The sequence below is a fragment of the Sphingomonas faeni genome (genome assembly GCF_040407565.1).
Classification (GTDB): domain Bacteria; phylum Pseudomonadota; class Alphaproteobacteria; order Sphingomonadales; family Sphingomonadaceae; genus Sphingomonas; species Sphingomonas faeni_F.
In genome coordinates this window covers 383,067-401,783 of sequence record NZ_JAPZPR010000003.1, presented here as the reverse complement: position 1 = coordinate 401,783, position 18,717 = coordinate 383,067, and the positions used below count along the sequence as shown (strand labels likewise).

Here is an 18,717-nt window from a genome sequence, read left to right as displayed (position 1 = left end):
GCGAAGTTTATCGGGAGTTGCGAGACATGAGTTTTGACCGGATCGATCGGCAGATCCTGTCGTTGCTGCAGGCCGACGGTCGGATGACCAACGTCGACCTGGCAGATCAGGTTGGGCTGACCGCGCCGCCGTGCCTGCGTCGCGTCCGCGCGCTGGAGGAGGCAGGTGCGATCCGTGGCTATCATGCCGATCTGGACGCCAGCCAGTTGGGCTTTCCGATCACGGTGTTCGCGATGGTCAGCCTGCGCAGTCAGGCAGAGCATGATCTCGCGGCATTCGAGGCCCATATCGCGGATATTCCCGAGGTCCGCGAATGTCACATGCTCAACGGCGAGATCGACTTCATTCTCAAGATCGTCGCCCCCGACCTCAGGAGCTTTCAGGAGATCCTGACCACCCACCTCACCCCCGCCCCGAATGTCGCGAGCGTGAAGACGTCCTTGACGATCCGCACCGCGAAGGCCTTGTCGGGAATCCCAGTTGTGGTGGAATAACGGACCTCTGATCTTGGGATCCTCCTCCGCAAGGGAAGGTGGGTGGCGCTAGCGGGACGGAGGGGGCGGTAAGGTAAACCTCTGCTCCGTGCCTTCCCCCTCCGTCGCCTTCGGCGCCCCCGCCGGCCGGGGGGGGATCAACGGCCCCTCAAACGAAAACGGGGCGGCATCGCTGCCGCCCCGCTCTTCAGCCAGAGACCAGTCGCTTACGCGGCCGGTGCGCCGAGCCACGTCGTCCACAGGCCTGCGACGTCCGCCTTGGGCGACGCCTTCACCGCCGAGAACGCGCTTGCGGCCCCGGCCTTGTCACCCGAACGCGCGAGCGCGATGCCCATGTGCAGGTTCACGTCGTCGGCATCGACGCCCCCCTTCTGCAGGGCGACGCGGTACAGTTCGACCGCCTTGGCGTAGTTGTTCTGGCCGAGATAGGCATCCGCCGTACCCGCGGCGAGCTTGCCGTTGGGGGCGGCCCCAGCGCGCTTTTCGAGGCCCAACAGCGGGCCATCGGCGGCGACGTTCTTGGTTGCGTCCGCCAGCAGGCCCTTCGCCATGGTGTTGCTGGCCGGGATCTTGCCCTGCGCCATGCCTTCCTTGATCACCGCCTGCGCCTCGCTCGGCAGGCCGCGACGGTTGACGCTGTCGGCATATTGCAGATAGTCGGTCTGATCGGCGAGCGAATTGGTCGCCCGCATCAGGCGGAAGATGTCGACCTTCTGCGCTTCGTCGAGCGGGATCAGTGCGTTCGCCTGGATCCCCGACAGGATCAGCACGTCACGCCAGTTCTTGGCGGACGGGTATGCCGTGATCCACTTCTTCAGCCACGCCATCGTGTCGGCGTTGCGCTTGGCCGCATACGACTTCGCGATCGCGTAGCGGTAATATTCCTCGGGTGCCTTCTGGCCCGATGCGGTCATCTGCGCGATGCTTGCATCGAGATCGGCGGTGGCACCGGCAACGTCGCCGCTATCCATCTTCGCCTTGATGATCTGCAGCGGCAGGTTCGGATCGTTGTAGCCGAGTTCCTTGGCCTTGGCAAAATACTGGAGCGCGATCGGGTACTGCTTGCCGTTGAACGCCAGCGCACCGCGGCGATACGCATAGCGGCCACGATCGGCAGCCGGCGTCGCGGGGTTGGCGATCAGCATGTCGAGCGGCTTGGCGAGCGTCGTCTCGTTGATCGGTGCATTCGGGTTGGCAGCCTGTCCGGCGGCCAGCTTTTCGGATTCGAGCTGATAGCGCAGCGCTGCCCCGATATACTTCTCGTAATCGCTCTTGGCGGCCGCATCGACCTGATCGATCGCGACCTGAGCGCCGGCGTAATCCTTGGCTGCGAGCGCGGTCTGCGCAGCGATGCCCGGCTTCTGAACCTCGGGGCTCAGCTTCTCGGTCGCGGGCGCGTCGGCCTTCTTGTCCTTGGCGAAGGCGGGCGCAGTGAGCGCCATGCTGCTGGCGCCGGTGGCAAATGCAGCAACCAGTGCAAGCTTGGAAATGGTCTTCATCCGGAAACTCTCCCTTTGCGTCGGTCCCGTCCGTAAGCGGCGCGCCGCGACGCTATATGGTCCGCCATGCATACGTTCAAGCAAGCGGTCAGGATCCCCCGGATGGAAAATACCGCGTGAACGTCGATTGAACGCGTTGGCCGGCATGGCTAGATCGCGCGCATGATCGCAGTCCTCTCGCCCGCCAAGACGCTCGACTATGACAGCGCGTTGCCCAATCTAGACCCCACCGTTCCGCGGTTTGCGGCCGAAGCGACGACGCTCGCGCATGCCGCCGCGCATCTGACGCAGAAGAAGCTGTCGGCACTGATGCACATCTCGCCCGCGCTGGCGAAGCTGAACGCGGACCGGTATCGCGATTTCGACACGCTGCCCGAGCGGCCGGCGATGTTCGCGTTTGCCGGCGACGTCTATACCGGGCTGGAAGCAAAGACGCTCGACGAGGCAGCGGTGGATTACGCTCAGGATCATGTGCGGATGCTGTCTGGGCTGTACGGCCTGTTGCGGCCGCTCGACCTGATGCGGCCCTACCGGCTGGAAATGGGCACGCGTTGGGCGCCGCGGAAAACCAAGCTGACCGACTGGTGGGGCGATCGGATCGCCAAGCTGCTCGCGGACGACGTCGAGGCGGAGGGGTCGGGGACGATCCTGAATCTTGCCAGCCAGGAATATTGGGCGGCGGCGGATGGCAAGCTGCCTAAGTCGATCCGCGTCGTCGCGATCGATTTCCGCGAGGGCGAGGCGCAGAAGTTCGTCAGCTTCCACGCGAAGAAGGCCCGCGGGATGGTCGCGCGGTGGCTGGTCGAGCACCGTGTCGACGACATCGATGGGATCAAGGGGTTCGACAGCGACGGCTATGCCTATGACGCGGCGGGCAGCAGCGACGCGCAGTTCCGGTTCGTCCGCAAGTGAGCAGCGCGGTCGTCATCGGCGTCTCGGGCGGCATCGGCGAGGCGCTGGAGGAGGCGCTGATCGAGGAAGGGGCTTTCGACAAGGTCTACGGGTTCGCGCGGTCGGAGAGTGGTGATCGGCATCTCGACCTGGAGGACGAGGCGAGCATTGCGGCGGCCGCTTTGCGGGTAGGCTCGCCGACACTGGTGATCGTCGCGACGGGCTTGCTGCACGACGGCGACAAGGGGCCGGAGAAGGCGATGCGCGAGCTCGATCCGGTGTGGATGGCGCGCAACTTCGCGATCAACGCGATTGGGCCGGCGCTGGCGGCGAAGCACTTTTTGCCGACGATGCCGAAGGCGGGGCGGATCGTGTTCGCGGTGCTGTCTGCTCGTGTCGGCAGCATCGGCGATAACAAGCTGGGCGGCTGGTATGGGTACCGTGCGTCGAAGGCGGCGTTGAACCAGTTGGTGAAGACGATCTCGATCGAGGACAAGCGCCGCAATTCGAGCGGGATCGTCGTCGGCCTGCATCCCGGCACAGTCGACACCGGCCTGTCGAAGCCGTTCCAGGGCAACGTGACGCCCGGCAACCTGTTCAAGGCGGACCGCGCGGCGGTGCAGTTACTCGACGTCATCGACGGCCTGCGCGCGCCGGACAGCGGCAAACTGTTCGCCTGGGATGGGGTAGAGGTCACGCCTTAGTAACCCGCAATCCTCCCCCGCAAGGGGGAGGTGGCTGGCTCTTGCCAGACGGTGGGGGAGGCAAGCGCAACCTCTGTTCCGTGTCCTCCCCCTCCGTCGCCTTCGGCGCCACCTCCCCCTGGCGGGGGAGGATCGCCGACCTCCGCCGCCCAATCCATGACGCGGATTTCACCTGCCTGCCACACTCCGTTCAGGTCCCCCGGCGCAGTCTCCTCCGCATCGTCCACCAAGGCCGAAACGAGAGGATACCCGCATGATCAAGTCCCTCCCCCTCGCGATCCTCGCCGCCGCTACGCTGCTGTCCGGCACCGCAGCAGTCGCCGCGACCCAGGCGCAAACGACCGTCAAGCCGAAGACCGTCGCGACGCACACGACCACGACCAAGACGACCACGCCGATGGGCAACACCAAGGTCGCCAAGCGCACCACGACCGTCGCCAAGGGCCGCATGGTCACCACCAAGCTCGCGAACGGCAAGTCCGTCACCTACAATTGCTCGCTCGCCGGCAACAAGACCAAGACGGCTTGCAAATAAGCCTCGAATTAACGATGAAACCTTGCTCCCTCGCGTGCGTACGCGTGCGCGGGGGTAGTAAGGTGCCCCCCCCTCGGCTAAGGTATGTCATCATACCGCAACAAGCCGAAAGCGTTCAGATTTGACCGACGAGACTATACTCGCCGAACCCCAGGGCGGCGAGCCCGCCGGCATCGCCACGATCTCGATCGTCGACGAGATGAAGTCGAGCTATCTCGATTACGCGATGAGCGTCATCGTCGCGCGCGCGCTGCCCGACGTCCGCGACGGCCTCAAGCCCGTCCACCGCCGCATCCTGTACGGCGCACACGAAAGCGGCTTCGTCGCCGGCAAGCCATACCGCAAGTCCGCGCGCATCGTCGGTGACGTGATGGGTAAATACCATCCGCACGGCGACAGCTCGATCTACGACGCACTGGCCCGCATGACGCAGGACTGGTCGATGCGCGTGCCGCTGATCGACGGCCAGGGTAACTTCGGCTCGATGGATCCCGATCCACCCGCGGCAATGCGCTACACCGAGGCTCGTCTCGGCAAGGTGGCGAACGCGCTGCTCGGCGATCTCGACAAGGACACGGTCGACTTCACGCCCAACTATGACGGCTCGGAGCGCGAGCCTTCGGTGTTGCCGGCGCGCTTCCCGAACCTGCTGGTCAACGGCGCGGGCGGCATCGCGGTCGGCATGGCGACCAACATTCCGCCGCACAATCTGGGCGAAGTCATCGCCGCGTGCCTCGCCTACATGGACAATGGCGCGATCACGACCGAGGAACTGTTCGAGATCGTCCCCGGTCCCGACTTCCCGACCGGCGCGATCATCCTCGGCCGTGCAGGCGCCAAGTCTGCTTACGAGACCGGCCGCGGTTCGATTATCGTCCGCTCGCGCCACATCGTCGAGGAGGGCAAGGGCGACCGTCGCTCGATCGTCCTCACCGAGATCCCGTTCCAGACCGGCAAGAACGGCCTGGTCGAGAAGATCGCCGAAGCCGCCAAGGACAAGCGGATCGAAGGCGTCAGCGACATCCGCGACGAATCGAGCCGGATGGGCGTCCGCATCGTCATCGACCTGAAGCGCGACGCGACCGTCGACGTGGTGCTCAACCAGCTCTGGCGGCACACGCCCGCGCAGTCGAGCTTCCCCGCCAACATGCTGGCGATCCGCGGCGGCCGTCCCGAGCTGCTCAACCTGCGCGACATCATCGGCGCGTTCATCACCTTCCGCGAGCAGGTCATCACCCGCCGCTCGAAGTTCGAGCTCGCCAAGGCACGCGAGCGCGCGCATCTGTTGCTCGGTCTCGTCATCGCGGTCACCAACCTCGACGAAGTCGTCAAGATCATCCGCGGATCGTCCAGCCCCGCCGAAGCACGCGGCAAGCTGCTCGCCCGCGAATGGCCGGTCGAGGAGATCGCGCCGTACATCGCACTGGTCGAGGCGGTCGAGGACAAGCAGGCCGACGGCATCTACAAGCTGTCCGAGCCGCAGGTCCGCGCGATCCTCGATCTCCGCCTGCACCGCCTGACATTGCTCGGCCGCGACGAGATCGGCGACGAGCTGAAGGCGCTGGCCGCGACGATCGGCGAGCTGCTCCACATCCTCGGCGATCGTGCGAAGCTGTACGAAGTGATGCGCGGCGAGCTGATCGCGATCCGCGACGAATTCGCCACGCCGCGCCGTTCCGAGATCGCCGCCGCCGCCAACGGCATCGACGACGAGGACCTGATCGAGCGCGAGGACATGGTCGTCACCGTGACCATGCAGGGCTATATCAAGCGCACCAGCCTCGACACGTTCCGCGCGCAGGCGCGTGGCGGCAAGGGTCGCGCGGGCATGTCGACGAAGGACGAGGACGTCGTCACCGAGCTGTTCGTCACCTCGACGCACACCCCGGTGCTGTTCTTCTCGAACCTCGGCAAGGTCTATCGCTACAAGGTCTGGCGCCTGCCCGAGGGTGGCCCCGCCACGCGTGGTCGGCCAATGATCAACCTGCTGCCGCTGGCACCGGGCGAGACGATCTCGACCGTGCTTCCGCTGCCGGAGGATCTGAGCGAGTGGAGCCGCCTGCACGTGATGTTCGCGACGCAGCGCGGCCTCGTGCGCCGCAACGCGATGGACGCGTTCACCAACGTGCCGTCGAACGGCAAGATCGCGATGCGCTTCGAGGAAGGGTCTGAGGACAAGCTGATCGGCGTCGCGCTGCTCAGCGAGCATGACGACGTGCTGCTTGCGACCAAGCTCGGCAAGGCGATCCGCTTTGCCGGCGACGACGTCCGCGAGTTCCAGAGCCGGACGTCGACCGGCGTGCGCGGCGTCACGCTCAAGGGCGACGACGAGGTCATCTCGCTGTCGGTCCTGCACCGCGTCGGCGCGACGCCCGAGGAGCGCGAGACCTACCTCAAGTTCGCACCGTGGAAGGGCGAGCGCGAGGGCGATCACGGCATGGGCGCCGACCGCTACAACGATCTCAAGGACCGCGAGCAGTTCATCCTGACAGTCTGCGAGAACGGCTATGGCAAGCTGTCGAGCGCCTACGACTACCGCCGCACCGGTCGCGGTGGCCAGGGCATCACCAACATCGACAACATCGCGCGCAACGGCCCGGTCGTGGCGAGCTTCGCGGCGGCGAAGGGCCATCAGCTGATGCTGGTGACCAACCAGGCAAAACTGATCCGCACGACGCTCGCGTCGCTCCGCGTCATCAGCCGCAATTCGGCCGGCGTGAAGCTGTTCGACGTGGCGAAGGGCGAGCATGTCGTCTCGGCCGCACGGATCGAGGAAACCGAGGAAGACGCCGAGATCAACCTGGCGGACGCCGTGCCCGAGGTCGCTCCGGATACCGGCGCGACGATCGGCGAGGACGACGCAGCAGGCCCGGAGGACGGCGAATGAGCCGCGATCCGATCGCCTATAAGGTGCTGACGGGGGAGCAATTGGCGACCCTGGAAAGCGGAAGCTTTGCAGGCGCGCCGGTGGATGTCGCCGATGGCTATATCCACCTGTCGACGGCGGAGCAGCTGACGGAGACGGTCGACAAGCACTTTGCCGATCAGTCGGACCTGTATGTGGCCGCGATCGATCTCGAAGCGCTCGGCGACGATGTGAAGTGGGAAGAGTCGCGGGGGGGACAGCTGTTCCCGCACATCTATGGCGGGCCGATGCTACTGGAAGTGGTGCTGTCCTACGGCGCTCTGGAACGCGACGAAGCCGGCAAGGTGAAGCTCCCCGTCGCGGGCTGACCGGTACTCAAACTCAAGCATATTCTCCCGCGAAGGCGGGAGCCCAGTCTGGACTCCCGCCTTCGCGCGAGAACAAGGAGCGGGAGATGGCGTTCGATTGTGGCAGATCGGCGCGAGTTACCGGTGCCGTTTCGGATGGGCGGTAGTACCTCGCTCCACCGCCGACCCCCAGTTGCGCGCGCCGTCCTCCACAAAGCTCCACCCCGGCGAAGGCCGGGGCCCAATTGGGGAAGGTAGCTAACGGACCGCAACCCTAAGTTGCATCAACCTTTCCAATTGGGCCCCGGCCTTCGCCGGGGTGGACAAACTACTGGGGTGAACCCTCACCCCGCCGCAAACGCAGCCCGCACGAACCGCGCGCATGCCTCCGGCGCCGTCACCGGGATCATGTGGCCGCCTTCGATCGTGTCGATCTTCGCGCCCGGGATCGCTGCAGCCGTCCGGTGGCCGTTATACGCCGGATCGAGGATCGCATCCTGGCGACCGAAAAGGATCCGCGTCGGCACGCCGATCTCGCCGTATCGCTCGACCATAGGCACCAGATCGTCGTTCACACCGCCCAGATCCGCCGCCGCCGCCGCGATCGCGATCGGCCGTTGCGACAGTGCGCCACCACCGCGGATCGCGAAATCCGCCGGCACCGCTTCGGGCTCGAAAATGCCCTCGAGCGTCTTTGCCGAGGTCAGCCGGCTCAGCGGCGTGCCGATGATCTGCGCAAACCCGCGACGCGCCCCGGCCGGCACCCGTGCGAGGCCACGGAAACTCTCCGGCACCTCTTCCTGCGGCCGGGTCAGCGGCGCGATCAGCGCCAGCGCGCGGACCAGATGTGGATGATCGAGCCCGACCGCCAGCCCGATCGCACCGCCAAGCGAATGACCGACGAATAACGGCCGGTCGAGCCCGAGCTTCTGGATGAAGTCGGCGATGATCGCGCCCTGCGCGACGATCCCCGGCGTCGTGTTGCCGATCGCGGTCGAATAGCCCGAGCCCGGCCGGTCGACGACGATCACGCGGAAGTCGTCCTTCAACAGGTCGACCAGCGCATAGCTGAAATTACGCAGCTGCCCGCCAAGGCCGTGGACCATGACGATCGCCGGCCCGCTGCCGACGTCGATATAATGCAGCCGTGCGCCCGGCACGTCGAGAAAGCGACCCTCGGCCGGAACCATCTCCTCCGCCCGCCGTGCGATCCGGCTCGAATAGAGCGACAGCGCGATCCCCGACACCGCCGCGAACACCGCGCCACCGATCAATCCCTTGCCCGTCCGCCTCATGACACTCTCCTTCGCAATCCCTTGTGACCCGAACGCGCGGCAGTGTCCAAAGTCGCAGCACCCATCGCGGAACCGTCGCCCGCATCGAACGCCGGACCCGCGAAGGAGATGCGCCGGTAGATAGACGAGCCGGCACGATACGAGACCTGATTGCCGAGCAAAGCCCGCGTCGCGTTCGATCGATGGTGCAGGCGCGCCACGACGCGACGGCACGATCGTATCGCGATATCGCCGAAGACCCGATGATGGAGAATGGTGCACCCAGAGCGATTCGAACGCCCGACCCTCAGATTCGTAGTCTGATGCTCTATCCAGCTGAGCTATGGGTGCATCGCCGTCCCGTGACCGGTTCGACAAGCCCGCTATGAAGCGGAAAATCCTGGTGCACCCAGAGCGATTCGAACGCCCGACCCTCAGATTCGTAGTCTGATGCTCTATCCAGCTGAGCTATGGGTGCACTGGAGGGGCGCTGATAGCAGGCATTTTCGGCGGTGCAAGGGCGTAGCGAGATAAAGTTGTGTCGCGAGACGCGGCGGCATAGAGCGACGGGCATGAAACACGCCGCTTCGCTCCGCTTCGCACCGCTGGTCCTGATCGTCGCCGTGGGCGCGTGCAGTCAGGACAAGGTCAGCTATCCGTCGCTTGGCGTCCGCCCGATCGAGAAGCTCGGGTTTGCCGAGCCCGAGGTGAAGACCGCGGTCGCGGCGCCCGATCCGGCGCTCGATGCCGAGATCGTGACGATCTCCGGCAAGCTGGATGCGATTGCCAAAGGGTTCGCGCGGGACGCGGCCAAGGCGGAGGCCGCGGCGCGGGTCGGCCGCGGCGCGGCGGTGGGTAGCGAGGGCTGGATCGCCGCGCAGTCTGCACTGGCTGCGCTCGACGACTGGCGGGCGCAGAGTTCGTCGCTGGTCACCGACATCGAATCGCGCGCGACCGACCGTGCCGCCAAGCTGCAGCCCGATTACCCCGCGCTGGCCGCCATCCGCGAGAAGGCGCAGGCAGAGACCGACCGCGAAGGCGCGACGATCGCACGCATCCAGGCCGGCCTGCCCGCTGCCTGAGCGCGCCTAAAACCCTTTCAGGAGCGGCAGGATCGTCGAATAGTCGTCGGTCCACCCCGTGAAGCCCGCGCGCGGCGTCAGCGCGACCCAGCCTGGATCGTCGGCGCGGATCGCGGCGATCGCGCGGGGATCGCGCGACAAGGCCACCCAGTCCGACGGCGAAGCGCGGTCGACCAGCAGGCTGGACGGTCGGTACCGCAGGATGACCGCGGTCCAGCCACCTTCGCGCGCCGCCGCCGCCACCACCGGTTCGAGATCGATGAAGCGGTTCGAGACGTGCACCAGCAACAGGCCGTCGTGCGCGAGTACGCGCCCATAGGTCGCGAACGCCTCGCGCGTCATCAGGTGCATCGGCACGGAATCCGCCGAGAACGCATCGAGGGCGAGCAGGTCCAGCGTGTTCGACGCATCGTGCGTCAACGCGATCCGCGCATCGCCCATCCGGATCTCCGGGTTCGGCAGGCATTTTGACAGATAGGTGAACTGGCCGGTGTCGCGCGCGATCGCGACGACCGCCGGGTCGATCTCGTAGAACCGCCAGCGCTGGCCGGGTTTTGCGTAACACGCCAGCGTCCCGGTCCCGAGCCCGACCACGCCGATCCGCGCGTTTGGACCATAGAGCGCTGGGGCGGCGAGCATCGCCTGCCCGACGCCCGAGCCCTGTGCGTAATAGGTGGTCGGCGTGCGCTCGCGGACTGGCGATCCGCGCAGCTGGATGCCGTGGACGGTCGTGCCGTGATCGAGTTCGCGCGTGCCGCCATTGGGCCCCGGCTCGTCACGCACGGTGTAGACGCCGAAGTAGCTGCGGACGCGAGCACCGGACTCGATCGACAGTTCGAGCGACCGATAGCCGCCGAACAGAACGAGCGCGCCCGCCAGCACGACCATGTACGGAAAGCGCGCGCCGATCGCGATAAAACCGAGCGTCGCGATGACGAGGAAGTCTGGGCCCTGGCGGCTTTCGCCGAATATTCCGTCCGGATGCGTGATCCGCAGGCCGGCGACGACCAGCAGCACCAGCATGATCGCGGCGAGCGCCAGCCATCGCGTCCGACCCCTCGCGGTCCACAAGGCGCGGAATTGCGCGAGCAGATAGAGTTGCGGCACGAGCGCGCCCGCCGCCAGGATCAGCAGCGGATACTCATACGTCCAGTCGAACACCACCGGCGCCACCAGCGCAGCGAACACGCCGCCGAGCGCGCCACCCGCCGACATCGCAAGATAGAAGCCGGTCAGTCGATCCGGCGCCGGCCGCTTGCGGTACAGCGTGGTGTGTAGCGCGACCGAGATCATGAACAACAGCACCAGCGCGATCCCCGCGCTGAAGAACGGCCGCTCGTTGACCCCGCCCATGATGATCCCGCCGAACAGCAAAATCGTGATCGGCGCGATCCGCGTGAGCAGGTCGGCAAGCCAGCGATCGTTCGCGAACGCCACGCTGAAGCTCAGCAGGTACAGCCCGAGCGGGATCACCCACAGCAGCGGCATCGCGACGATATCGGTAGTGATATAGGTCGACGTCGCCAGCATCATCCCCGACGGCACGAGCGCCAGCGCGATCCAATGCGCGATCCGCCGCGCGCCCGGAGGCGCGCTGGTTGCGGCGACATGATCGACCGCCGCGGTCTTGGGCAAGCGCGTGGCGCAGGCGAGCACCAGCACGATCAGCAGCAGATACCCGCCGCTCCACAACAGACTCTGCCCGTGCACCGCCATCAGCGGCTCGACCAGCAACGGGTACGCGATCAGCCCCGCGAAACTGCCGAGATTGGACGCGGCATACAGCGCATACGGATCGCCGCCCCCGCTCGCCGCACTGAACCAGCGCTGGATCAGCGGCGCCTGCGCGGATACCGCAAAGAACAACGGTCCGATCGACAGCCCGAGCAGCCACGGCACCCACAAGGCCGGCAACGCGTCCGCCGGCAGGTCCATCGCGATCAACCCTATGGGCAACCAAAGTGCCGCAACGATCAGCACGCCAAGGTGGATCGCCGCCTGCGCCCGCGGCCGCACCCGGCCAAGCCAATGCGCATACGCATAGCCCGCGAGCAACAACGCCTGGTACACCAGCATCGCCGAGTTCCACACCGCCGGCGCGCCACCCAGTCGCGGCAACGCCATCCGCGCCACCATCGGCTGGACGAGGAACAACAGGAACGATCCCGTCAGGATCGTCGCGACGAACATCGTCCGGCACCAGCGCGCCATCAGGGGCCGCACTTCCATCGCATCGCTGTCAGACATGGGCGGGACGGTCGATCCGGTAGAGAAGATGGCGACGAAGCGGGTCGTCTTCGGCGAGCTTCGGGTGATCGAAATCGCCATCGACCACGCGGGTCATCCCGAGCCGCTCCATGAGCGCACGGCTGGCCGTGTTTGCAGGGACGGTGATCGCCCAGACCGTCGGCAAGCCCATCTCGCGCCAACCCCAGGCGAAGGAAGCGTCCGCTGCCTCTCGTGCATAGCCCTGCCCCCATTCGCTTTGGACGAGGCTCCAGCCGATCTCGGGTTTCCGGTCGATCGGCGTACCGACCGGGCCCGGCTTGATCCCGCACCAGCCGATAAACGCGCCGGTATCCCGTCGTTCGAGCGCCCAGAAGCACGCACCATAGTCGGCCAACATCGCCTTCTGGCGTGCCACCACCGCGGCGGAGTCGGCCGGCGTCGGCGCCGGCCCGAGATACGCCATCACCGCCGGATCGGCGCACATCGCATGATGCAAGGCGGCATCGTCATCACGCCAGCCACGCAAGATCAGCCGTTCGGTCTGGATCATCCGCCGAGCAATTTCGCCGCATGCGCCGCGTGGTAGGTCAGCACGCCCGAGCAGCCGGCGCGCTTGAACGACATCAGCGTCTCCAGCACCATCACGTCGCGCTCGGCAGCGCCCGCCGCGACCGCGTGCTCGACCATCGCGTATTCGCCCGACACCTGGTACGCGAACACCGGCACCTCGAATGCCTGTCGCACGCGGACGATGATGTCGAGATACGGCAGGCCGGGCTTGACCATCACCGTGTCGGCGCCCTCCGCCAGGTCCATCGCGACCTCGCGAATGGCTTCCTCGGCGTTGGCGTTGTCCATCTGGTACGTCTTCTTGTCGCCCTTGAGCAGTCCGCGCGAACCGACCGCATCGCGGAACGGCCCGTAGAACGCGCTAGCGTACTTGGCGGCGTAGGACATGATCTGGACGTTGTGGTGAGAGTCCGCCTCGAGCGCGCTGCGGATCATGCCGATCCGGCCGTCCATCATGTCCGACGGCGCGATGATGTCCGCACCCGCGTTGGCCTGGTTGAGCGCCTGCGCGACGAGCATCTCGGCAGTGGTGTCGTTGACGACATAGCCGGCCGCGTCGACCAGACCGTCATGGCCGTGGCTAGTGTACGGATCGAGTGCGACGTCGGTCAGCACGCCGACCTCGGGCACCGCATCCTTCAGCGCACGGATCGCCTGGCACATGAGGTTGTCGGGGTTGAGCGCCTCGCGACCATCCTCGGTCCGGCGCTCGACCTGCGTGTACGGGAACAGCGCGATGCACGGGATGCCGAGGTCACGAGCCTCGCGGCCCCGCGCGACGATCCCGTCGACCGACCAGCGCGACACGCCCGGCAGGCTGGCGATCGGTTGCTCGACGCCGGCTCCCTCGGTGACGAACAACGGCCAGATCAGGTCGGCGGGCGTCAGCACGGTCTCGGCATGGAGGCGGCGACTCCAGGCGGAGGCGCGGGTGCGACGGAGGCGAAGCGCGGGATAGCTTGCGGTCATGCGGCGGGCTTTGCGGGATGCGCGGCGACGGATCAAGTTTTACGGGTAAAGCGTTACGGGTGCGAAACCGCATGCCGTGCGTTGGGGGCCTTATGTCGAACGATACGATCACGTCCGCGGCGCTCGTCGTCAACGCCAAGTCGCGCAAGGGCCAGAAGCTGTTCAAGCGCGCGTGTGCGGCGATGTCGGGGCTGCCTTATGAGGTCGACGCGCATGCGGTCGAGGATCCGAAGGATCTGGAGGCGACGGTGCTGCGGGCGCTGGCGAAGAAGCCGGACCTACTGATCCTGGGCGGCGGCGACGGTACGGTCAGCGGACTGGTCGACCTTATGGTCGGCCACGACGTGATCCTCGGCGTGCTCCCGCTCGGCACCGCCAACAGCTTCGCACGCACGCTCGGTATTCCGTTGAATATCGAAGGCGCGGTCGAAGTGATCCGTACCGGCAAGCCCCGCCGGATCGATCTCGGCATGATCGACGGCGATTATTTCGCGAACTGCGCGGCGATGGGCATCAGCCCGAAGATCGCCGAGACGGTCCCGCATGCCTTGAAGAAGATCTTCGGCAAGGTCGGCTATCTGGCCTGGGCGACGTATCAATACATGCGCTTCCGCCCGTTCACGCTGATCGTTGGCGAGGGCCCGACCGCGGTGAAGATCCGCGTGGTCGAGGTGCGCATCTCAAACGGGCCGTATCATGGCGGCACCGAACTGGTGGATGCGGCGGCAGTCGATTCGGGCGAGATCGTGGTGCAGGCGGTGATGGGGCATGTTAAGCGGCGGCTGGTACAGAACTGGTATGCCAGCGTGTTCCGGCTCGAGTCACGCCACGAAAAGGTGCGCGATTTTCGGGGAAAGAGCCTGAAGATCAACACCATCCCGCCATTGCCGATTTCGATCGATGGCGAAGTGCTGGCGAAGACCCCGGTAACGGCAAAGGTCGCGGCAGGGATCATCCGGGTTATGGCGCCGGCCTGAGGGCGAAGGCCAGCCCCGCGCCCTTGTTCTCCCGCGAAGGCGGGAGGCCAGACTGGGTCCCCGCCTTCGCGGGGAAAAAACATTGGGTCACGATAGCCTGCCTCACGAGCCACCACCCCGGCGAAGGCCGGGGCCCAATTGGAAAGGCCGGAGTAACTGATCGCAGTCCTACGTTAGCAACGTTCCCCAATTGGGCCCCGGCCTCCGCCGGGGTGGAATTGAAGGGCGGCGTTACTTGACCCGCCGCACCGTCAAAATCTTAACCGGCGCAGCGATCATCTGCCCCTTCATCACCCCAACCCCGGCAGTCGGCGAAGTCGGCGCAGCAAGAATCCGCTTCACCACATCCATCCCCTCGACAACATGCCCGAACGCCGCAAACCCAGCCGTATCCCCACTCCCCGCCGGACTAGCATCGAGCGACAACACCGGCCCGACGGTAATGAAGAAGTCCGCCGTCGCGCTCCCCGGCGCAAACCGCGCCATCGAGATCGTAGCGTCGACATGCGACAACCCGGTCTGGCTAGTCGGCTCATGCTTCACCGGCGGCAACAGACGCTTCACCTCGCCCTGCGGCCCGCCCTGGATCAACCCAGAGTCCACCCCGAGCTTCATCGCGCGGTAGAACGTCACCCCATCAAGCCGCTTCTGGTCGACATAGCGAAGAAAGTTCGCGGTCGTCAGCGGCGCGCGCTCCTTCTCCAGCGCCAGCGTGATCGGCCCCTCGCTCGTCGTCATCACGATCGAAACCGTCGCCGGGACGACAGGCGAAGGCGCAGGCGGAGCCCCCTGCGCCGAGACGGAAACGGCGCCGAGAACGGCAAGAGCGAGCGTGACGAATCTGGAGATCATCCGCCACGCTACCGCGTTGCCCCGCTCCTGTCAGCGGCCCCGCGACACGATATTGCGCGCGGCAAAGTTTTGCTTGGGTTTGCACGTCCGCACGCAATGCGTATCCGGGTCGCGATGACCGATCTCGCCATTCTCTACGAGCACCCGCTCTGGTTCGAACCGCTGTTCGCCGCCCTAGACCGCCGCGGCGTCGCGTTCACCCGCGCCACGCCAGATGGCTTCTGGAACCCCGCCGACCAGAGCGCCCCCGCCCCCGTCGTCTTCAACCGCATCGCGATGTCGAGCTTCCTGCGCGACGACGAGCATCCGATCTTCGACACGATGGCGATGCTCGATCACTGGCGCCGCACTGGTGCGCGCGTGGTAAACGGCACAGAAGTCCTCGCGATCGACGCCTCCAAGGCACGACAGTTATCGCTGATCGCCTCGCTCGGCCTCGCAATCCCCGAGACCCGCGTCGTCCACCGCGCCGCCGACGTCGTCCCCGCCGCACAGACGCTCCGCTTCCCGCTGGTCGTGAAGGCGAACATCGGCGGATCGGGCGCTGGCATCATCCGCTTCGACAGCCTCGACGAACTGCGCACCGCCGTCGCCGACGCAGGCCTGCCGAGCAGCGTCGACGGCGTCCTGCTGGTCCAGGAATACGTCCCCGTCCGCGACGGCGCGATCACCCGGATCGAGACGCTCGACCGCAAATTCCTCTACGCGATCGAGGTCGCAGGCGGCGGCGCATTCGATCTCTGCCCCGCAGACGCGTGCGTCGTCCCCGGCTCGGGCATCAAGATGGCCGCGGTCGATCCCTCGCAGACCTTGAAGGACGCCGCCGAAGCGATCGCCCGCGCGGTCGATCTCGACGTCGGCGGCGTCGAGGTGATGATCGACGACCGCGACGGCGTCGCGCGCTTCTACGACATCAACGCGCTGTCGAACTTCGTCGCCAAGCCATTGGATGTGCTCGGCTGGGATCCGCACGACCGCCTCGTCGATTACCTCGTCGAACAGATCGAGAAGGCCCGCTGATGCGCTATGGTTTCTGGACTCCCGTCTTCGGCGGCTGGCTCCGCAACGTCCCCGACGAGGGCATGGAGGCGAGTTGGGCGTACACCAAGGCGCTGACTCAGAATGCCGAGCGCTGGGGTTACGACCTGACGCTGATCGCCGAGTTGAACCTCAACGATATCAAGGGCATCGAACAGCCCGCGCTTGACGCATGGTCGACTGCGGCGGCGCTCGCGGCGGTGACCGACAGCATCGAGCTGATGGTCGCGGTCCGCCCGAACTTCCACCACCCCGCGCTGTTTGCGAAAGCAGCGGCGAACATCGACCGGATCTCGGGCGGGCGGCTCGCGCTCAACGTCGTGTCGTCCTGGTGGGCGGACGAAGCCAAGCAATACGGCCTCCAGTTCGACCAGCACGACGATCGCTACGCGCGCACCGCCGAATGGTTGACCGTCGTCGATGGGCTTTGGACGCAGGAGCGCTTCGACTTCGCGGGCCAGTTCTACACCACCGAGCAGGCGATCTGCTCCCCCAAGCCCGCCAAGCGCCCGACCGTCTATGCCGGCGGCGAGAGCGAGAAGGCCAAGGCGATGATCGCCGCGCAGTGCGACGCGTACGTCATGCACGGCGACCCCGCCGACGCGATCGCCCCCAAGATCGCCGACATGGCGGCCCGACGCGAAGCAGCTGGCGGCGCACCGATGCAATACGGCATGGCCGCCTACGCGATCGTCCGCGACAGCGAGGCGGAGGCGAAGCGCGAGCTGGAGCGCATCACCAGCGTCACCGAACTCCCCGCGGGCTATGCGAATTTCGACCAGTGGCTGTCGGGCACGCAGCTTGAACGCGAGTTGAAGATCCAGGAATACTCCGTCTCCAACCGCGGCCTGCGCCCCAATCTGGTCGGTACACCCGAGCAGTTGAAGGAGCGCGTCGCTGAGTATGAGGCGGCCGGTCTCGACCTGCTGCTGCTCCAGATGAGCCCGCAGGCCGAGGAAATGGAGCGGTTCGCGGTGCAGGTCATGGGCTCCGCATGATCCGCCTCACTGACGTCGTTAAGACCTACCCGGCCAGCGAAGCAGCGGCCCTCGACGGGGTCTCGCTGGAGATTCCGGCGCGCAGCGTGTTCGGGGTTATCGGCCAGTCCGGCGCGGGCAAGTCGACGCTGATCCGCCTGATCAACGCGCTCGAACGCCCGACTTCGGGCCGGGTAGAGGTCGATGGCGTCGACGTGGCGGCTTTGTCAGCTTCGGACCTGCGCGCGCTACGACGCCGCATCGGCATGATCTTCCAGAATTTCGGATTGCTCACGTCGCGCACGGTCGCGGCGAACGTCGCGTTCCCGCTGGTGCTCGCGGGCGTATCCAAGGCCGAGCGCGAAACCAAGGTCGTCGCACTGCTCGACCGCGTAGGCCTCGCCGATCACGCCGCCAAATACCCCGCCCAACTCTCAGGCGGCCAGAAACAGCGCGTCGGCATAGCCCGCGCGCTCGCCACCGACCCCGACATCCTGCTCTGCGACGAAGCCACCAGCGCGCTGGATCCAGAGACCACCCGCTCGGTCCTGACCCTCCTCCGAGAGCTCAACCGAGACCTCGGCCTCACGATCGTCCTGATCACCCACGAAATGGATGTCGTCCGCTACGTCTGCGACCGCGTCGCCGTCCTCGAACGCGGCCGCATCGTCGAGACCGGCGACGTCACCGACATCTTCGCCAACGCCGCGCACCCGGCAACGCAGCGCATGCTGGCGGCGCTGGCGGCATGAGCTTCTTCGCCAACATCGACTGGTCGGACATCGGCCAGGCCTGCCTCGACACGCTGATCATGCTCGGCGGATCGCTGATCCTGACGATCGCGTTCGGCCTGCCGCTCGGCGTCCTGCTCTACCTCACCGGCCAGGGCCGCCTGTCGCAGAACCGCGTCGCCAACGTCGTGCTCGGCGTCATCGTCAACATCCTGCGCTCTGTCCCGTTCATCATCCTGCTGATCGTGATGATCCCGCTCACCGTGATGCTCGTCGGCACCTCGCTCGGCGTCGCCGGCGCGATCCCGCCGCTCGTCGTCGGCGCCGCGCCGTTCTACGCGCGCCTGGTCGAGGGATCGCTCAAGGAAGTCGACCGCACCACGATCGAGGCGGTGCAGGCGATGGGCGCCACCACGCGCCAGATCGTCACCGGCGCGCTGATCCCCGAAGCCCTCCCCGGCTTGATCGCCGGCGCCACCGTCACCGCGGTCGCGCTCGTATCGTTCACCGCGATGGCGGGCGTGGTCGGCGCGGGTGGGCTCGGCGATCTCGCGATCCGGTTCGGCTATCAGCGTTTCCAGACCGACGTCATGGTCGTCACCGTCGTGCTGCTGGTCGTGCTCGTCCAGATCATCCAATATGCCGGCGACGCGCTCGCCCGCCACTTCACCCGCCGCTAGGA

General features: G+C 66.4%; 18 protein-coding genes and 2 tRNA genes. 12 read left to right on the top strand and 8 right to left on the bottom strand.

Going from position 1 to position 18,717, the window contains the following annotated elements; all coding sequences use genetic code 11:
• Window positions 1–26: 26 nt before the first annotated feature.
• Window positions 27–494 (top strand): Lrp/AsnC family transcriptional regulator, encoded by a 468-nt coding sequence (locus O6Y00_RS08635; protein WP_353442167.1) that lies wholly within the window; start codon window positions 27–29, stop codon window positions 492–494.
• A 206-nt stretch (window positions 495–700) separates the two neighbouring features.
• Here O6Y00_RS08635 and O6Y00_RS08630 read toward each other — a convergent pair whose 3' ends face one another.
• Complete coding sequence (locus tag O6Y00_RS08630; protein ID WP_353442166.1) at window positions 701–1,993, bottom strand: hypothetical protein; 1,293 nt, start codon at window positions 1,991–1,993, stop codon at window positions 701–703.
• A 162-nt stretch (window positions 1,994–2,155) separates the two neighbouring features.
• Between O6Y00_RS08630 and yaaA the strand changes: the two genes are divergently transcribed.
• From yaaA to O6Y00_RS08605, 5 genes are all read left to right on the top strand, one after another.
• Window positions 2,156–2,905: a peroxide stress protein YaaA gene (gene yaaA, locus O6Y00_RS08625; protein ID WP_353442165.1), complete on the top strand. Its 750-nt coding sequence runs from the start codon at window positions 2,156–2,158 to the stop codon at window positions 2,903–2,905.
• Entirely contained in the window at window positions 2,902–3,588 is a 687-nt protein-coding gene (locus O6Y00_RS08620; RefSeq protein WP_353442164.1) for an SDR family NAD(P)-dependent oxidoreductase, read from the top strand. The genes yaaA and O6Y00_RS08620 overlap by 4 nt, the downstream gene beginning before the upstream one ends.
• 253 nt (window positions 3,589–3,841) lie before the next feature.
• Entirely contained in the window at window positions 3,842–4,123 is a 282-nt protein-coding gene (locus tag O6Y00_RS08615; protein ID WP_353442163.1) for a hypothetical protein, read from the top strand.
• A 121-nt stretch (window positions 4,124–4,244) separates the two neighbouring features.
• Window positions 4,245–7,010, top strand: coding sequence for a DNA gyrase subunit A (gene gyrA / locus O6Y00_RS08610; RefSeq protein ID WP_056062720.1), 2,766 nt, complete (start codon window positions 4,245–4,247; stop codon window positions 7,008–7,010).
• Complete coding sequence (locus O6Y00_RS08605; RefSeq protein WP_353442162.1) at window positions 7,007–7,357, top strand: DUF952 domain-containing protein; 351 nt, start codon at window positions 7,007–7,009, stop codon at window positions 7,355–7,357. The genes gyrA and O6Y00_RS08605 overlap by 4 nt, the downstream gene beginning before the upstream one ends.
• Window positions 7,358–7,680: 323 nt before the next feature.
• Here O6Y00_RS08605 and O6Y00_RS08600 read toward each other — a convergent pair whose 3' ends face one another.
• The 3 genes from O6Y00_RS08600 to O6Y00_RS08590 form a co-directional block, all read right to left on the bottom strand.
• On the bottom strand, window positions 7,681–8,631 hold the full coding sequence (locus O6Y00_RS08600; RefSeq protein ID WP_353442161.1) for an alpha/beta fold hydrolase: 951 nt from the start codon (window positions 8,629–8,631) through the stop codon (window positions 7,681–7,683).
• Between the two features lie 253 nt (window positions 8,632–8,884).
• Window positions 8,885–8,961: transfer RNA gene (locus tag O6Y00_RS08595), tRNA-Arg, on the bottom strand.
• Between the two features lie 50 nt (window positions 8,962–9,011).
• Window positions 9,012–9,088: transfer RNA gene (locus O6Y00_RS08590), tRNA-Arg, on the bottom strand.
• Window positions 9,089–9,182: 94 nt separating this feature from the next.
• Here O6Y00_RS08590 and O6Y00_RS08585 point away from each other — a divergent pair.
• Entirely contained in the window at window positions 9,183–9,692 is a 510-nt protein-coding gene (locus O6Y00_RS08585) for a hypothetical protein (protein WP_353442160.1), read from the top strand.
• Window positions 9,693–9,698: 6 nt separating this feature from the next.
• On the opposite strand, the gene O6Y00_RS08580 is transcribed toward O6Y00_RS08585, so the two are convergent.
• The 3 genes from O6Y00_RS08580 to hemB are packed head-to-tail and all read right to left on the bottom strand — an operon-like array spanning window position 9,699 to window position 13,460.
• Window positions 9,699–11,939, bottom strand: a complete 2,241-nt coding sequence (locus tag O6Y00_RS08580; RefSeq protein WP_353442159.1) for a fused MFS/spermidine synthase — start codon at window positions 11,937–11,939, stop codon at window positions 9,699–9,701.
• Complete coding sequence (locus O6Y00_RS08575; protein WP_353442158.1) at window positions 11,932–12,471, bottom strand: GNAT family N-acetyltransferase; 540 nt, start codon at window positions 12,469–12,471, stop codon at window positions 11,932–11,934. Before O6Y00_RS08575 ends, O6Y00_RS08580 begins: the two co-directional genes overlap by 8 nt.
• Window positions 12,468–13,460, bottom strand: coding sequence for a porphobilinogen synthase (gene hemB / locus O6Y00_RS08570; protein ID WP_353442157.1), 993 nt, complete (start codon window positions 13,458–13,460; stop codon window positions 12,468–12,470). Before hemB ends, O6Y00_RS08575 begins: the two co-directional genes overlap by 4 nt.
• A gap of 92 nt (window positions 13,461–13,552) precedes the next feature.
• Here hemB and O6Y00_RS08565 point away from each other — a divergent pair, with 92 nt between their 5' ends.
• A complete protein-coding gene (locus tag O6Y00_RS08565) occupies window positions 13,553–14,437 on the top strand; it encodes a diacylglycerol/lipid kinase family protein (RefSeq protein WP_107955329.1) in 885 nt (294 codons plus the stop codon).
• A gap of 231 nt (window positions 14,438–14,668) precedes the next feature.
• Here O6Y00_RS08565 and O6Y00_RS08560 read toward each other — a convergent pair whose 3' ends face one another.
• Window positions 14,669–15,289 (bottom strand): peptidylprolyl isomerase, encoded by a 621-nt coding sequence (locus O6Y00_RS08560; protein WP_353442155.1) that lies wholly within the window; start codon window positions 15,287–15,289, stop codon window positions 14,669–14,671.
• Window positions 15,290–15,403: 114 nt separating this feature from the next.
• Here O6Y00_RS08560 and O6Y00_RS08555 point away from each other — a divergent pair, with 114 nt between their 5' ends.
• From O6Y00_RS08555 to O6Y00_RS08540, 4 genes are read left to right on the top strand one after another with little or no spacing between them, the layout of a single operon-like run.
• Window positions 15,404–16,309, top strand: coding sequence for an ATP-grasp domain-containing protein (locus tag O6Y00_RS08555; RefSeq protein WP_353442154.1), 906 nt, complete (start codon window positions 15,404–15,406; stop codon window positions 16,307–16,309).
• A complete protein-coding gene (locus O6Y00_RS08550) occupies window positions 16,309–17,325 on the top strand; it encodes an LLM class flavin-dependent oxidoreductase (RefSeq protein WP_353442153.1) in 1,017 nt (338 codons plus the stop codon). The genes O6Y00_RS08555 and O6Y00_RS08550 overlap by 1 nt, the downstream gene beginning before the upstream one ends.
• Window positions 17,322–18,056, top strand: a complete 735-nt coding sequence (locus tag O6Y00_RS08545; protein WP_353442152.1) for a methionine ABC transporter ATP-binding protein — start codon at window positions 17,322–17,324, stop codon at window positions 18,054–18,056. Before O6Y00_RS08550 ends, O6Y00_RS08545 begins: the two co-directional genes overlap by 4 nt.
• Window positions 18,053–18,715 (top strand): methionine ABC transporter permease, encoded by a 663-nt coding sequence (locus O6Y00_RS08540; RefSeq protein ID WP_333928460.1) that lies wholly within the window; start codon window positions 18,053–18,055, stop codon window positions 18,713–18,715. Before O6Y00_RS08545 ends, O6Y00_RS08540 begins: the two co-directional genes overlap by 4 nt.
• Window positions 18,716–18,717: the final 2 nt, after the last annotated feature.

Coding starts and splice junctions, on each gene's coding strand:
- O6Y00_RS08635 (WP_353442167.1), top strand. CDS start 27: ATGAGTTTTGACCGGATCGATCGGCAGATCCTGTCGTTGCTGCAGGCC.
- O6Y00_RS08630 (WP_353442166.1), bottom strand. CDS start 1,993: ATGAAGACCATTTCCAAGCTTGCACTGGTTGCTGCATTTGCCACCGGC.
- yaaA (WP_353442165.1), top strand. CDS start 2,156: ATGATCGCAGTCCTCTCGCCCGCCAAGACGCTCGACTATGACAGCGCG.
- O6Y00_RS08615 (WP_353442163.1), top strand. CDS start 3,842: ATGATCAAGTCCCTCCCCCTCGCGATCCTCGCCGCCGCTACGCTGCTG.
- O6Y00_RS08605 (WP_353442162.1), top strand. CDS start 7,007: ATGAGCCGCGATCCGATCGCCTATAAGGTGCTGACGGGGGAGCAATTG.
- O6Y00_RS08600 (WP_353442161.1), bottom strand. CDS start 8,631: ATGAGGCGGACGGGCAAGGGATTGATCGGTGGCGCGGTGTTCGCGGCG.
- O6Y00_RS08585 (WP_353442160.1), top strand. CDS start 9,183: ATGAAACACGCCGCTTCGCTCCGCTTCGCACCGCTGGTCCTGATCGTC.
- O6Y00_RS08580 (WP_353442159.1), bottom strand. CDS start 11,939: ATGTCTGACAGCGATGCGATGGAAGTGCGGCCCCTGATGGCGCGCTGG.
- O6Y00_RS08575 (WP_353442158.1), bottom strand. CDS start 12,471: ATGATCCAGACCGAACGGCTGATCTTGCGTGGCTGGCGTGATGACGAT.
- hemB (WP_353442157.1), bottom strand. CDS start 13,460: ATGACCGCAAGCTATCCCGCGCTTCGCCTCCGTCGCACCCGCGCCTCC.
- O6Y00_RS08565 (WP_107955329.1), top strand. CDS start 13,553: ATGTCGAACGATACGATCACGTCCGCGGCGCTCGTCGTCAACGCCAAG.
- O6Y00_RS08560 (WP_353442155.1), bottom strand. CDS start 15,289: ATGATCTCCAGATTCGTCACGCTCGCTCTTGCCGTTCTCGGCGCCGTT.
- O6Y00_RS08555 (WP_353442154.1), top strand. CDS start 15,404: ATGACCGATCTCGCCATTCTCTACGAGCACCCGCTCTGGTTCGAACCG.
- O6Y00_RS08550 (WP_353442153.1), top strand. CDS start 16,309: ATGCGCTATGGTTTCTGGACTCCCGTCTTCGGCGGCTGGCTCCGCAAC.
- O6Y00_RS08545 (WP_353442152.1), top strand. CDS start 17,322: ATGATCCGCCTCACTGACGTCGTTAAGACCTACCCGGCCAGCGAAGCA.
- O6Y00_RS08540 (WP_333928460.1), top strand. CDS start 18,053: ATGAGCTTCTTCGCCAACATCGACTGGTCGGACATCGGCCAGGCCTGC.